Source organism: Aeromicrobium ginsengisoli (genome assembly GCF_004134905.2).
In the GTDB taxonomy this organism is placed as follows: domain Bacteria; phylum Actinomycetota; class Actinomycetes; order Propionibacteriales; family Nocardioidaceae; genus Aeromicrobium; species Aeromicrobium ginsengisoli.
On the sequence record NZ_SDPQ02000003.1, the window covers coordinates 966,320 to 979,010 of the forward strand.

Annotated in this window: 15 protein-coding genes, 1 tRNA gene and 1 other RNA gene; 6 read left to right on the forward strand and 11 right to left on the reverse strand. The window is 69.1% G+C overall.

What is annotated here, in order from left to right:
- Window positions 1-4 precede the first annotated feature (4 nt).
- The 3 genes from ESP70_RS17960 to ESP70_RS17970 all read left to right on the forward strand — a co-directional run bounded on the left by ESP70_RS17960 (window position 5) and on the right by ESP70_RS17970 (window position 2,128).
- Window positions 5-763, forward strand: coding sequence for a 2-phosphosulfolactate phosphatase (locus ESP70_RS17960; RefSeq protein ID WP_149690657.1), 759 nt, complete (start codon window positions 5-7; stop codon window positions 761-763).
- Between the two features lie 71 nt (window positions 764-834).
- Entirely contained in the window at window positions 835-1,446 is a 612-nt protein-coding gene (locus ESP70_RS17965; RefSeq protein WP_149690658.1) for a ClpP family protease, read from the forward strand.
- Between the two features lie 79 nt (window positions 1,447-1,525).
- On the forward strand, window positions 1,526-2,128 hold the full coding sequence (locus ESP70_RS17970) for a ClpP family protease (protein WP_149690659.1): 603 nt from the start codon (window positions 1,526-1,528) through the stop codon (window positions 2,126-2,128).
- On the opposite strand, the gene ESP70_RS17975 is transcribed toward ESP70_RS17970, so the two are convergent.
- Entirely contained in the window at window positions 2,125-2,568 is a 444-nt protein-coding gene (locus ESP70_RS17975) for a DUF1579 domain-containing protein (protein WP_149690660.1), read from the reverse strand. The two genes, ESP70_RS17970 and ESP70_RS17975, sit on opposite strands and share 4 nt — an antisense overlap.
- Window positions 2,569-2,636: 68 nt before the next feature.
- On the opposite strand from ESP70_RS17975, the gene ESP70_RS17980 reads away from it, so the two are divergent.
- A complete protein-coding gene (locus ESP70_RS17980) occupies window positions 2,637-3,068 on the forward strand; it encodes a MarR family winged helix-turn-helix transcriptional regulator (protein WP_149690661.1) in 432 nt (143 codons plus the stop codon).
- Here ESP70_RS17980 and ESP70_RS17985 read toward each other — a convergent pair.
- The 6 genes from ESP70_RS17985 to ESP70_RS18010 all read right to left on the reverse strand — a co-directional run bounded on the left by ESP70_RS17985 (window position 3,065) and on the right by ESP70_RS18010 (window position 6,375).
- Window positions 3,065-3,403, reverse strand: coding sequence for a helix-turn-helix domain-containing protein (locus ESP70_RS17985; RefSeq protein ID WP_149690662.1), 339 nt, complete (start codon window positions 3,401-3,403; stop codon window positions 3,065-3,067). The two genes, ESP70_RS17980 and ESP70_RS17985, sit on opposite strands and share 4 nt — an antisense overlap.
- A gap of 77 nt (window positions 3,404-3,480) precedes the next feature.
- Window positions 3,481-3,909 (reverse strand): DUF6069 family protein, encoded by a 429-nt coding sequence (locus tag ESP70_RS17990; protein WP_149690663.1) that lies wholly within the window; start codon window positions 3,907-3,909, stop codon window positions 3,481-3,483.
- Between the two features lie 99 nt (window positions 3,910-4,008).
- Entirely contained in the window at window positions 4,009-5,256 is a 1,248-nt protein-coding gene (locus ESP70_RS17995) for an RNA polymerase sigma factor (RefSeq protein ID WP_149690664.1), read from the reverse strand.
- The gene (locus tag ESP70_RS18000) at window positions 5,253-5,600 is read right to left on the reverse strand and encodes a YciI family protein (protein WP_149690665.1); all 348 of its coding nucleotides are present in this window, start codon (window positions 5,598-5,600) and stop codon (window positions 5,253-5,255) included. The genes ESP70_RS17995 and ESP70_RS18000 overlap by 4 nt, the downstream gene beginning before the upstream one ends.
- Window positions 5,601-5,691: 91 nt before the next feature.
- The gene (locus ESP70_RS18005; RefSeq protein WP_149690666.1) at window positions 5,692-6,039 is read right to left on the reverse strand and encodes a YciI family protein; all 348 of its coding nucleotides are present in this window, start codon (window positions 6,037-6,039) and stop codon (window positions 5,692-5,694) included.
- Between the two features lie 251 nt (window positions 6,040-6,290).
- A tRNA-Ser gene (locus ESP70_RS18010) sits at window positions 6,291-6,375 on the reverse strand.
- A 157-nt stretch (window positions 6,376-6,532) separates the two neighbouring features.
- Here ESP70_RS18010 and ffs point away from each other — a divergent pair.
- Window positions 6,533-6,629: signal recognition particle sRNA small type (gene ffs / locus ESP70_RS18015), an RNA gene on the forward strand.
- 59 nt (window positions 6,630-6,688) lie between these two features.
- Here ffs and ESP70_RS18020 read toward each other — a convergent pair.
- The gene (locus ESP70_RS18020) at window positions 6,689-8,110 is read right to left on the reverse strand and encodes an MFS transporter (RefSeq protein WP_149690667.1); all 1,422 of its coding nucleotides are present in this window, start codon (window positions 8,108-8,110) and stop codon (window positions 6,689-6,691) included.
- Between the two features lie 65 nt (window positions 8,111-8,175).
- Here ESP70_RS18020 and ESP70_RS18025 point away from each other — a divergent pair, with 65 nt between their 5' ends.
- Window positions 8,176-8,841, forward strand: coding sequence for a TetR family transcriptional regulator (locus ESP70_RS18025; protein WP_188110685.1), 666 nt, complete (start codon window positions 8,176-8,178; stop codon window positions 8,839-8,841).
- An 89-nt stretch (window positions 8,842-8,930) separates the two neighbouring features.
- Here the strand turns inward: ESP70_RS18025 and ESP70_RS18030 are convergent, their stop codons facing one another.
- The 3 genes from ESP70_RS18030 to ESP70_RS18040 form a co-directional block, all read right to left on the reverse strand.
- Complete coding sequence (locus tag ESP70_RS18030; protein WP_149690669.1) at window positions 8,931-10,088, reverse strand: acyl-CoA dehydrogenase family protein; 1,158 nt, start codon at window positions 10,086-10,088, stop codon at window positions 8,931-8,933.
- A gap of 1 nt (window position 10,089) precedes the next feature.
- The gene (locus tag ESP70_RS18035) at window positions 10,090-11,268 is read right to left on the reverse strand and encodes an acyl-CoA dehydrogenase family protein (protein WP_149690670.1); all 1,179 of its coding nucleotides are present in this window, start codon (window positions 11,266-11,268) and stop codon (window positions 10,090-10,092) included.
- Between the two features lie 64 nt (window positions 11,269-11,332).
- A complete protein-coding gene (locus ESP70_RS18040; protein WP_149690671.1) occupies window positions 11,333-12,667 on the reverse strand; it encodes a threonine/serine exporter family protein in 1,335 nt (444 codons plus the stop codon).
- Window positions 12,668-12,691: the final 24 nt, after the last annotated feature.

A 12,691-nucleotide genomic window follows, 5' to 3' on the forward strand; every position in this document is an offset into this window, starting at 1 on the left:
TCCTGTGAACTCTGTCCTGCACCAGGCCGCACACGCGGTCAGGTTCGACTGGGGCGCCGTCGGTGGTGGGGCGATCGCCGAGGGCGCGGACGTGGCCGTCGTGGTCGACGTCCTGTCGTTCTCGACCTCGCTCAGCGTCGCCGCCGACCTCGGCATCGTCGTGCTGCCTTATCCGTGGGAGGCCGAGGACGCCGCGACCTACGCCGCACAGCATCGTGCCGTGCTGGCCCTCGGCCGGAGCGTCGCGGGCCCCGGTGAGGTGAGCCTGTCGCCGGTGAGCGTACGAGCTGCCGATCCGATGGAGCGGCTGGTCCTCCCGTCGCCCAACGGCTCGGCGATCTCGGTGCAGCTCGCAGCGGCCGTCACGACGGTCGTGGGTGCGGCGTTGCGCAATGCCCGGGCCGTCGCCGACTGGATCGCCCGCGAGCACGACGCCGAGAGCGCCTCGATCGCGATCGTGGCCGCCGGCGAGCGCTGGCCCGACGGCTCGCTGCGCCCGGCGATCGAGGACCTCTGGGGCGCCGGTGCAGTGCTCGCCGCCCTCGAGGACCACGACTGGCCAGGACTGTCGCCCGAAGCCGCGATGGCTGCCGATGCCTACCGACTGATCGCCGGACGCGAGGAGTCGCACCTCATGGCGTGCGCCAGCGGTCGCGAGCTGGTCGATGCCGGGTTCGCCGAGGACGTCGCGGTCGCCGCCGAGGTCGGCACGAGCATGACGGTGCCGCTGCTCAGCGACCGCGGCTTCATCGCCGCGCCCTGATCCGCTCTGGGCTGATCCGCCTGCAGCAGCAAGGCCTTCTGTGCGGCGTGAGGCGTGCGCACGATGGAGGTATGGCTGACAACGACAAGACCACCCTGTTCTCCGGGCAGATGCGCCAGCAGCTCCTGCACCGGCGCGTCCTCGTCCTCGACGGACCGCTCGACGACGACAACGGCACCCTGCTCGCGACCCAGCTGCTGACGCTGGCCGCGGAGGACCCGGTCGCCGACGCGGTCCTCTGGATCCACTCGCCGGGCGGCTCCGTGCCGTCGATGCTGGCGATCCGCGACGTCATGAGGCTCGTCCCCTGCGACGTCGCGACCCTCGCCCTCGGCCTCGCGTGCAGCGCCGGGCAGTTCCTGCTGTCGTCGGGCACCAAGGGCAAGCGGTACGCCCTGCCGCACTCCCGGATCCTGATGCACCAGGGCTCGGCCGGCATCGGCGGATCTGCGGTCGACGTCGAGCTGCAGGCCGAGGACCTGCGCTACACCCGCGACACGGTGCTCGGGATCATCGCCGACGACACCGGGCAACCGATCGAGCGGATCTTCGAGGACTCGCTGCGGGATCGCTGGTACACCGCGCAGGAGGCCGTCGACTACGGCTTCGTCGATGCGATCGTCGACAACTTCGAGCAGGTCATGCCCACCAAGAAGCACCTCGCGATGGGAGTGGGCGCATGAGCGAGCGCCAGCGAGCGAATCATGTGGCAGCAATCATGCCGACGCCTCCGTATCGTGGGCTCTTCTCGGAGGCGGTGGCATGAGCACGTACACGATCCCCAACGTCATCGCGCAGCACCCGCGAGGGGAGCGGGTCATGGACGTCTACTCGCACCTGCTGGCCGAGCGCATCATCTACCTCGGCACCGGTATCGACTCGGGCGTCGCCAATGCGCTGATCGCCCAGCTCCTGCACCTCGAGGCCGACAGCCCTGGACAGGAGATCAACCTCTACATCAACTGCGAGGGTGGCGACGAGACCGCGATGCTGGCGATCTACGACACGATGCAGTTCATCCAGGCGCCGGTCGCCACCACGTGCGTCGGCCAGGCGATCGCGGCCGGTGCGGTGCTGCTTGCCGCGGGTGAGCCGGGCCGGCGGTCGGTGCTGCCGCACAGCCGCGTCGTGCTGCACCAGCCGGCAGTCCAAGGTCGCGGCGCGATCCCTGACCTGATCCTGCAGGCTGACGAGGTCGTACGCATCCGTGCCGCGATCGAGTCGATCCTGTCGTCCCACACTGGCCAGAGCGTGGAGGCGTTGCGCGCTGACACCGATCGGGACCGGGTGTTCGCCGCGGACGCCGCGATCGCGTACGGGCTGGCGGACGAGGTGCTGCAGCGGCGTACGGCGGTGGCCGCCTAGGTGCGCTGGAGGTCCGCTGCCGCCACAGGCTGCCACTCGTGCTCGACGTCGGGCCGGAAGTCCTTGCGCCACGTGTAGCCGGTCGCAGTCGGGCCGAAGACGATCCGCGCGGAACCTCGCGGGGTGGTGCGTTCCAGCACCAGCTCACCGTCCTGCCACGAGCCGCGTGCGGGCGGATCCGGCGGGAAGCCGTACATGTCGAAGCCGTAGCAGAGGATCTCCGCTGTCTCGGGGTCCAGCGTGAACACGTTGAGCCCGGCGAAGTGCGATCCGTCGTCGAACTCGTCGTCGACGCGCTGCACGAGCACGACGCCGTCGGCCTCGGCCGCCGCGGTGACCGTGCTTCGGCCCTGCTTGGCGGGGCTCCAGGCGGAAGCAGCGACGGTCTCGGTGCCGCTCGCTGTCCCGACCAGGAAGGACATGTCGTTGCTGATGGTCATGAGCATATTCCTTGGTGCGTGCCAATAATAGGCAAAGCCTAACATTGGTACGGGTCTAGCATGAGGGCATGCCTGCGTCCCATCCGTCGTCGCTGCTGACTCTGACGACGTACCTGCTGTCCCAGACCGCCAAGATCGCCAAGCGGCAGCTCGACGCTGAGCTCCAGGAGCGCGGCATGCGGTTGCGCCACATGCTTGTGCTCGCGTGGCTCACCGACAACGGCTCGACGAGTCAGCTGTCGCTTGCCACCAACCTCGGTCTGGATCCGAGCGACGTCACCTCGACGATCGACGACCTCGAGGACCTGAAGCTCGTGAAGCGCAGCGTCGATCCCTCCGACCGGCGCCGCAAGCTCATCGCGGTGACGAGTCGGGGCACGACGGAGTTCGGCCGTCTGCAGGACATCGCGGCCACGATCTCCGACGACCTGCTCGCCCCGCTCAGCGAACGTCGCAGGGCGGCGCTGCACGCCGACCTGCGCGCGATCCTGGAGGCCTAGGCAGCCAGCAGGAGCGCTTGGTGGCCGGAGATCTGTGGGGCACCGAACGCGTACGAGCGCAGGTCGCCGGTGACCTGGGACGTCAGGTCGATCAGGGTCGCACCGAGGGCCCCGGCGACAGCGGCGAGGACCTCGCTCGACGGGTCCTTGAGGCCGCGCTCGATCTCCGAGAGGTATTGCGGCGAGATGCCCGCGCGCTCGGCCGTCTCGGTCAGCGTCTCGCCCCGACGGGAGCGCAGAGCGCGAAGCCGCTGGCCCAGGACCTCTCGCCAGAGTGGCTCCGGATCCATGACGCGCTGGTTCGGGACGGCGTGCAGTCGGACGATCTCGGTCATGCTTCAGCCTAGGCACAAAGCCCGAGAACCCGGCGGAATTCTGCTCTGAGCAGATTCCGCCGGGCCCCCGTGCGCGATCAGCGGCGCGACCGGTTGAGCCGGGCGGCGATCACGGGGATGACGATCGCGGCGGCCACGACGTGCGTCGCCATGAGCGTGATCCGGGTGTCGGCCGAGGCCGCGGGCACCAGCAGGTCGGGGAGGAACGACAGTGCGGTGAGGGCGACTGCCGTGCGGACGAACGTACGCTGCGGGCGGCGGGCCCAGCGGCGCATCGCGACGGCGATCCCGAAGCCGACGGCGGTGCACACCAGCGTCATGACCGCGAAGCCTGACGGGGGGACCGGCTCCCCGTCGAGGGTCAGCGGGACGCCGGCGGCGTGGGCGACGGCCGCGACCGCTGCCGTGGCAGCTGCTGCCGCGACGCCGGCGGCGGCTGCGGGACGCCAGATCGGGGTGGTGGTCGAGGTGGGCGTACGGACGGAGGAAGCGGTGGTGATGGTCATGTCGAGCTCCTGGCTGGTGAAGCAGCCCGTTGCTGCCTCTCACCAGTTCCACGAACGGTTCTCGGCGGATACGACAGGTCGGCGAGAAGTTTCTTGCCGTCAGATGCTGGGATCGACGAGATGTGCACGCCGGCGGGACAGGTATGCCGTCTCTGCGGCATTCTGCGTCGCGGCGATCGCAGCGTCGTACTCGGCGCGCGCCTCGGCACTGCGGCCCAGTCGTCGCAGCAGGTCGGCGCGGGCGGCGTGCCACGCGTGATAGCCGCCGAGGTCGAGCGAATCGACGATCGCCAGCGCGACGTCGGGCCCGTCGAGCTCGGCGACAGCAACGGCACGGTTGAGCGCGATGATCGGCGTCGGGCTGACGGCGTACAGCTGGTCGTAGAGCGCCACGATCTGCGACCAGTCGGTGTCGCGGTGGTCGTGGGTGTCGGTGTGGACCGCGTTGATCGCCGCCATGATCTGGTACGCCCCGGGGGCCGCCGAGCCCGAGGCCACGCGGGCCAGGCACTCGCGTACGAGCGCATGGCCCTCGGCGATGAGGGAGCGGTCCCAGCCGCTGCGATCCTGCTCGTCGAGTGTCACGAGCTCGCCGCCGGCGAACCGTGCGGTGCGCCGCGCCTCGCTGAGCAGCATGAGCGCGAGCAGGCCGGCCACCTCGCCCTCCTCGGGCAGGAGCTGCCGGAGGATCCGGCCCAGCCGGATGGCCTCGGCGGTCAGCTCAGTGCGTACGGGATCGTCGCCGGCGCTGGACAGGTAACCCTCGTTGAACACGAGGTAGATGACCGCGAGCACAGCGCCAAGGCGATCGGTGACGTCGTCACGCTCGGGCACGCGATAAGGGATGTGCGCGGCCTTGATCTTGGCCTTGGCGCGCGTGATGCGCTGCGCCATCGTGGTCTCGGCCACGAGGAACGCCCGCGCGATCTCTTCGACCGTGAGGCCGCCGAGCAGGCGCAGGGTCAGGGCCACGCGGGCCTCAGGGGCGAGGGCCGGGTGGCAGCAGGTGAAGACCAGTCGGAGGCGGTCGTCCTCGACCGGTCCGGTCGGTTCGTGGGGGGTGTCGTGGGTGATCATCATGGCCGCCTGGTGCTTGGTGTCACGCAGGGACTCGCGGCGGAGCCGGTCGATGGCGCGGTTGCCGGCCGTCGTCGTCAGCCAACCGCCCGGGTTGGGCGGTATGCCGTCGGTGGGCCAGCGTTCGAGCGCCGTGAGGAGAGCCTCAGCCGCCGCGTCCTCGGCGATGTCGAGATCACCGAAGCGACGGGCGAGCGAAGCCACGACCCGGCCGTACTCCTCGCGGTAGATCCGGTCGATCTCCGCGCGCAGGTCCGAGCTCTGGGTCACTCGCCTGCGAACGGTCGGACCTCGACCTTGCCGCCACACGCCTTGGACGCCTCGGAGGCGATCTTGAGCGCGGCGTCGAGGTCGGGTGCCTCGATGACCCAGAAGCCACCGAGGTATTCCTTGGTCTCGGCGTAGGGGCCGTCCGTGACGATCACGTCGTTGCCGGTGGCGTCGACCGTCGTGGCGGTCTCGGGGCGCTCAAGTCCGCCGACGAAGACCCACGCGTCGGTCGTCTTGAGCTGATCGTTGAACCGTCCGGTCGCCTCGTACTTCGGCTGGGCTTCCTCGAGCGGTGTGTCCCAGACCTCGGATGGGCCGTGCACCGAAAGCAGGTACTGAGTCATGGTCTTTCCCTTCGTCGATGGCAGCCGGTCGGCCGCCTCTACCCTCTCCACGAACGACAGGGGCCGCATACGACACCTTTGCCGGAAATGGTCACTCTGCCTGGAACGGGCGCACCTCGACCTTGTTGCCGCACGCCTCCGAAGCCTCGAGCGCGATCTTGTGTGCGGCGTCGAGGTCGGGTGCCTCGATGACCCAGAAGCCGCCGAGGTACTCCTTGGTCTCCAGGTACGGTCCGTCGGTCACGAGCGTCTGCCCGTTGGTGCCGTCGACCGTTGTCGCCGCCTCGATGCGCTCGAGCCCGCCGCCGAAGACCCAGATGCCGTCGGCGACGAGCTTCTGGTTGAACCGGTCGACGGCCTCGAAGACGGGCTGCATCTCGTCGAGGGAGCGGTCGTAGTCGGCGGCGCCGGAGTGCACGGCAAGCAGGTACTGGGTCATGCCGTCAGCCTGTCGGATATCGACGCGAGATGCCAGAGGTGGGTTTGGGTGCGCTGTTCAGCTTTCGGGAGGCAAGCCTCCGCCGGGTCACGAAGCAGAAGAACCAGGCCATGAGGGGCCGGCACGAGTGGGCTGAGCATGCCTTGGATCTCACGGGCGGCGGCGGCTTCGCCTCCTCCAGGGCCCGGACGCACAAGAACCAGCACGACACTCGACGCTGGTCGAGTTTGCGCTGGCTCCTGGCGTGGCAGCGGAGGATAGGGGATTCGAACCCCTGAGAGCTTTCACTCAACCCGCTTTCCAAGCGAGCGCACTAGGCCACTATGCGAATCCTCCGCGGACGAGGTTACCGGTCCGGCATGGTTGCCGACGAATCGGTACGCCGTGGGACGAGAAAATCGGGTTCTGTCCGCCTATACGCGGACAAAACCCGATTCTTTCGTCACCCGAGCGCCCGACTTGAGGGCGTACGAGGGCGCTCCGTATGATGGACGACAGCCCCTCGCGCGGCGACACATCACCCAACTCCCCCAGGGCCGGAAGGCAGCAAGGGTCAGTGAGCTCTGTCGGGTGCGCGAGGGGTCCTTCATGCCCGCAGCGCGACGCCCCGCCACCGGAGGGATGGTGGCGGGGCGTCGCAGCTCAGTGATCAGACGCCGACGAGCACGTCCTCGTTGATGACCGGCTCGTCCTCCGCCGTGCGAAGGGCCGCCCACGCGGCTGCCGCACCGGCGACGACCAGCAGGCCGGCGATCACCAGGCCGAAGCGGTAGCCGCCGAGGTAGGCATCGACGGGCGTGTGTCCCGAGGCGATGAGCGAGTCCTCACGACTGCTCAGGATCACGCCGATCACGGTGATGCCCAGCAGCCCCGCGAGCTCCCGCGAGGTGTTGAAGACACCCGAGGCAACACCGGCCTGATCAGCCGGCATGACGCCGAGCACCGTCGCGGTCAGCGGGATCGTCAGACCGCCGCCGATGCCGATCGCGACGAAGCTCGGCATCAGGTCGATGGCCGTCGCGTCGGCTCCGAGGAACGCCAGGGAGGCGATCGCCGTACCCATCAGCGCCATGCCGAACGTCACGGAGCGGTGTGCGCCGAACCGCCGGGCAACGCCTTCTGACGACGCGGCCGCAGTGGCCATGAACAGGGCCATCGGCACGAACGTCATACCGGCGCGGGTGGGGGAGAAGCCCAGCACGCCCTGCAGGTAGAGCGACGTGAAGAAATAGATCCCGAACAGCCCGAACGCCCACAGCATGAGCGACACGATCGCGCCGGTGAAGACCCGATCGCGGAACAGGGCCAGATCGACCATCGGATCGACGGCCGTGCGCTCGATCGCGATGAACGCCAGCGCCGCGACCGCGGCCACCGTGAACGCCAACAGGATCGGCGTCGAGTTCCAGCCGCGCGAGATGCCCTCAATCAGCGCATACGTCAGCGTGGACAGCGCGATGGTCGAGGCGACGAGGCCTGAGAGGTCGAGACGACGGGTGACGGGGTCACGCGACTCGTCGATCGCCCACACGGCGATGCCCGCGGTGATCAGCCCGAGCGGGACGTTGATGAAGAAGATCCACTCCCAGGCGACGTGCTCGCTCAGCACTCCGCCGAGCAGGGGACCGGCGGCGAGGGCCAGGGCGCCGACGGCACCCCAGATGCCGACTGCGACGTTGCGTTCACGCTTGTCGGTGAAGGTGGCTGAGATGATCGCGAGCGTCGTCGGGGTGAGCAGCGCCGCGCCGACTCCCTGCACCGCGCGACTGGCGATCAGCGTGCCGACATCGCCGGAGAGTCCCGCGGCGAACGAGGCGAGCGTGAACACCCCGAGGCCGATGAGGAACAGGCGCCGACGGCCGAACAGGTCGGCCAGTCGTCCGCCCATGAGCATGAGCCCGGCGAACGTGAGGATGTACGAGCTGACGATCCATTCCATGCCCGACGTCGTCAGGTGCAGGTCCCGCTCGATGACCGGGATCGCCACGTTGATGATGTTGTTGTCGAGGTACGTCATGAACGTCGCGAGGGCGACGGCCACGAGAGCCCAGATGTTCCTGCGGTCGTTCATGACCACTCCTTTACGTTGTAAATGTACGTCGTAAAGGAATCATGTATGCCGTATAGTTGTCAACTGTGAAGTCGAAGAACTCGCTCAACCCGACCTTGGTCGTCGACCGCGCTCTCGAGATCGTCGACGCCGAGGGCCTCGACGGGCTGACGGTGCGCAAGGTCGCCGACGCGTTCGGCGTGACGCCCATGGCGCTCTACTGGCACTTCGCCAACAAGGAGGCCCTGTTGGCCGCCGTCGGCGACGCGGTGGTGTCGTCGCTCCGGGTCCCTGACGAGGGCCTGCCGCTCGAGCACTACCTCCGTGAGGCGATGACCTCACTCGTCGACGTCATGCGCGCGCACCCCAGCGCCTGTCCGCTGGTGGCGCAGCAGATCATGCAGGCCGAGGTCGGCCGAGACCTGACCGAGCGGTTCCTCGACAAGCTGGCGATCGCCGGGTTCGACGTCGAGCGGTCGTCGGCAGTGGCGCACTACGCGATGCAGATCGCGATGACACTCGTCAGCCGGGAGCCCGGCGCCGAGCTGGCCTTCAAGCCCGAGGACCGCGAGGCGGTGCTGGAGCGCAAACGGGCCAGCCTGGCGTCGCTTCCCGAGGACCGTTACCCGCGCCTCCGCGCGGCCGCGGACGCGATGATCGAGTGCCCCAACACGGACGAGTACTACGCCGACGGCATCGCGATCTTCGTCGCCGGCGTCATGGCCGACGCGCGAGCCCTCGCCCAAGCCTGAGCGGTGACCTGGCGTCCACTCTGCATACGGAAGTGGACGCCAACTCACCGTGCATGGGTCGCAGTGGACGCCAACTCACCGCCGCAGCGTCAGGGCAGGGGATCGACGACGGTGTGGTCGTCGAGCGTGGCCACGAGCCGGTTGAGGTGGTGGCGGCCATCGCCGAGGGCGTGGTCGATCGCGGTGAGCCGGCTCATGTAGTGCCCGACGCTGTACTCCGCGGTCATGCCGATGCCACCGTGCAGCTGGATCGCCTCCTGGCCGATGTGCCGGCCCGCCTTGCTGACCTGCAGCTTGGCGCGAGACGCCGCCTCGATGACTTCATCTGCGCTCGTTGAGCCTGACGAAGCGTCGAGCAGCACGAGCGTTGCCCACGTCACGGTGCTGCGCGCGAGCTCCAGCGAGACGTACATGTCGGCCGCCCGGAACGTCAGCGCCTGGAACGTCATGAGCGGTACGCCGAACTGCTTGCGCGTCTTGAGGTACTCCGTCGTCGTCCGCAGCGCGGTCTCCATCGCGCCGAGCGACTCGTGCCCGTATGCGATCTGGGCCCGGGCGACGGTCGCAGCGATGACGTCGGACTGGTCGGCGCCCGGCTCACCCAACGGCGTCGCCGGGGTGTTGTCGAAGCCGACGTGGGCCGCGCGACCGCCGTCGAACGTCGCGTAGCCCGTGCGCGTGAGGCCGTCGGCGTCGGGCTTGACGAGGAAGAGCCCGGTGCCGCCGTCGACCGCCGCGCTGACGATCAACAGGTCGGCCCGCGCGCCGCCGAGCACCGGCTCCTTGACGCCGGTGAGCGTCCAGCCGCCATCGGCGGAGGAGGCCGTGACACCCGTGGCAGCGAGCTCGTAGCGGGACGCCGGCTCGGTGTGCGCGAACGCCGGCACGAGGCCGCCCTCGGCCAGCGCGCCCAGGATCTCAGCGCGCTGCTCGGGCGTACCCGCTGCGGCCACCAGGCCACCGGCAAGCACGACAGCCTCGACGAACGGCTCGGGTGCGATGACTCGCCCGATCTCCTCGGCGACGATCGACACCTCGGCGGGACCGGCGCCCATGCCGCCGTCCTCCTCGGCGAACGGCAGACCCAACACGCCCATCTCGGCGAGCTGCTGCCAGGTCTTGTCGCCCCAGCCCGGGTCCTGCTTCGTCACCTCACGGCGGGTCTCGGACGTGTCGTACGCCTTGGACAGGAGGCCGCGTACGGCGTCGCGCAAGGCCTCTTGCTCGGAGTCCAGTTGGAAGTCCATGTCAGCCCCTCAGTCCCAGGATCGTGCCGGCGATGATCTGTCGTTGCACCTCGTTGGAGCCGCCGTAGATCGACGCCTTGCGGAAGTTGAGGTAGTTGGGCGTCGCGACCCGTGCCAGGTCGGGTACGTCGGATCCGTCGCCCGCGCCGGAGGCCAGCGCCAGGGGACCGGCGAGGTCGACGAACAGCTCGGTGACGGCCTGCTGCAGCTCGGTGCCGCGCAGCTTGAGCACTGACGAGGCGGGGTGCGGCTTGCCGTCGGCGGAGTTGGCGACGACACGCAGGGCGGTCAGCTCGAGCGCCAGGATCTCGTTCTCGAGATCGGCGACCTGGGCGGCGACCAGCGGGTCGTCGAGCAGCGACGTGCCACCGGGGCCGGCGGTCTTGGCGAACTCCTTGGCCTGCGACAGCGTGCGCTTGGTCGAGCCGACCGGAGCGACGCCGACGCGTTCGTTGCCGAGCAGGAACTTGGCGTAGTCCCAGCCCTTGTTCTCCTCACCGACGAGGTTCTCGGCGGGCACGCGTACGTTCTCGAACCACACCTCATTGACCTCGTGTCCGCCGTCGATGAGCTCGATCGGGCGGACCGTGACGCCGGGGGAGGACATGTCGATCAGCAGGAACGAGATGCCGGCCTGCTTCTTGACCGAAGGATCCGTGCGGACCAGCGTGAAGATCCAGTCGCCGTACTGGCCGAGCGTGGTCCACGTCTTTTGGCCGTTGACGAGGTAGTCGTCGCCATCGCGCACCGCGGTCGTGCGCAGCGACGCGAGGTCGGAGCCGGCGTCGGGCTCGGAGAACCCCTGCGACCACCAGATGTCGAGGTTGGCGGTCTTGGGCAGGAAGCGTTCCTTGATCTCCTGCGAGCCGAACGCGGCGATGACCGGGCCGACCATCGAGGCGTTGAACGGCAGCGGCGGCGGTACGTTCGCGAGCTGCATCTCCTCGTGCCAGATGTGACGCTGCAGCGGGGTCCAGTCCTTGCCGCCCCACTCGACCGGCCAGTTGGGCACGGCGATCCCGGCGGCGTTCATGGCCTGCACCGACGCGACGATCTGCTCCTTGCTGAGCTCGCGGCGGGCGGCGACGGTGTCGCGGACGTCCTGCGGGATCTGCGTCGTGAAGAAGGTGTGCATCTCCTCGCGGAAGGCTGCGTCCTCGTCTGACAGCTGAAGCTTCATGTGTGACTCCTCGGCGATCGCGCCACGCGGCGCACCGCGAGTCTAGTGCGGCCGAGAACTTTATTCACATCGAGTGCATGTTTCCTCGTTTGCTCGCCTTGCGGACCGCGCGAGCCCGCAGCGGACCGACGAGACGGGGGCCGGCGAGGCGCTGCTCGAGGCGGTGGGCCTCACGACGCAGCGGCTGTGCGACGTACTCACCGAGGATGACTCCGGCGGCCAGTGAGATCGCGATCGCCGCAGCCGTGATCATCTGCAGGATGCCGGTGTAGTCGTCGGCGCCGAGGAGTGATAGACCGCGATAGATCGAGAGGCCGGGCAGCAGCGGCACGATGCCGGACACGACGATCACGAGTGGCGGCACCTGAGCCCGGCTGGCGACGGTGTAGCTGACCAGGCCGATGAAGATCGCCGCGATCGCAGCCGGCCAGGCGCGGCCGAGGTCGTTCTCGGACAGCACGAGGTAGATCCCCGACGCGACGCCGGCGATCGCGGCGATCGGCAGCAGCACCCGGCTCGGGGCGTACGCGGCGAAGGCGAACGCGGCGGCGCTGAGGGCGCCACCGGCGACCACCAGCGGGAGGTGCGAGAGCCCGGCCGCACCGGGGTCGAGGTTGATGTCGACGCCGACGAGCCTGCCGACCGTGAGGCCGCCGCTGACCCCGACGATCACGCCGACCGTCGAGATCATGACCTCGAGGATGCGGGCGACGGCGGTGACGTAGAAGTCGGTCAGCGCGTCCTGGATCGCGCCGATGAACCCGAGCCCGGCGAGCAGCATGACGATGCTGGCGGTGATGACGAGCGACGGATCGGTGGAGATGTGGGCCGCCGAGGCGCCGACCGCCAGCAGCGAGGCGAACAGCCCGCCGGCGACCTGGGCGTAGAAGAACGGCAGCCGCAGCCGCGACAACCAGCGCTGCAGGATCTCGAGGCAGATCGCGGCGACAGCGGCGATCAGGGTGACGATCCAGTCGCCACCGATCAGCATCGCGACCCCGGCGCCGATCGCACCCCAGCTGAGCGTGACGGCCCAGCGTGGGGTGCGGTGACCCGTCGAGGCGATCTGCGCCAGCCGGATGCGAGCCTCGTCGAGGTCGATCTCGTCCGACAGCAGGTCGCGTACGAGATGGTCGACCCGCGTCAGGTCGTCGAAGTCGGTCTCGCGCTGCTTGACGTGGCGCGTCGCCGCGACGGCCGGCTCGTCCGGACCCGACTGATAGCTGATGTGCACCGTCGTGAACGTGACGTCGACGAGCGCCTGCCGCAGGCCCAGCTGGTGCGCGATCGAGGACATCGTGGCGGTGACGTCGGCCGCGCCGGCGCCGTTGGCCAGGAGCATGTCGCCGACGCGCAGGGCGATGTCGAGCGTGCGCTGGATCTCACGTGTCTCGGTCACCGTCCCATACTGTTGGACCCGACG

Excerpts from the sequence above, each read along its gene's own strand:
- ESP70_RS17965 (WP_149690658.1), top strand. The coding sequence starts at position 835 with ATGGCTGACAACGACAAGACCACCCTGTTCTCCGGGCAGATGCGCCAG.
- ESP70_RS17970 (WP_149690659.1), top strand. The coding sequence starts at position 1,526 with ATGAGCACGTACACGATCCCCAACGTCATCGCGCAGCACCCGCGAGGG.
- ESP70_RS17975 (WP_149690660.1), bottom strand. The coding sequence starts at position 2,568 with ATGACCATCAGCAACGACATGTCCTTCCTGGTCGGGACAGCGAGCGGC.
- ESP70_RS17980 (WP_149690661.1), top strand. The coding sequence starts at position 2,637 with ATGCCTGCGTCCCATCCGTCGTCGCTGCTGACTCTGACGACGTACCTG.
- ESP70_RS17985 (WP_149690662.1), bottom strand. The coding sequence starts at position 3,403 with ATGACCGAGATCGTCCGACTGCACGCCGTCCCGAACCAGCGCGTCATG.
- ESP70_RS17990 (WP_149690663.1), bottom strand. The coding sequence starts at position 3,909 with ATGACCATCACCACCGCTTCCTCCGTCCGTACGCCCACCTCGACCACC.
- ESP70_RS18000 (WP_149690665.1), bottom strand. The coding sequence starts at position 5,600 with ATGACTCAGTACCTGCTTTCGGTGCACGGCCCATCCGAGGTCTGGGAC.
- ESP70_RS18005 (WP_149690666.1), bottom strand. The coding sequence starts at position 6,039 with ATGACCCAGTACCTGCTTGCCGTGCACTCCGGCGCCGCCGACTACGAC.
- ESP70_RS18020 (WP_149690667.1), bottom strand. The coding sequence starts at position 8,110 with ATGAACGACCGCAGGAACATCTGGGCTCTCGTGGCCGTCGCCCTCGCG.
- ESP70_RS18030 (WP_149690669.1), bottom strand. The coding sequence starts at position 10,088 with ATGGACTTCCAACTGGACTCCGAGCAAGAGGCCTTGCGCGACGCCGTA.
- ESP70_RS18035 (WP_149690670.1), bottom strand. The coding sequence starts at position 11,268 with ATGAAGCTTCAGCTGTCAGACGAGGACGCAGCCTTCCGCGAGGAGATG.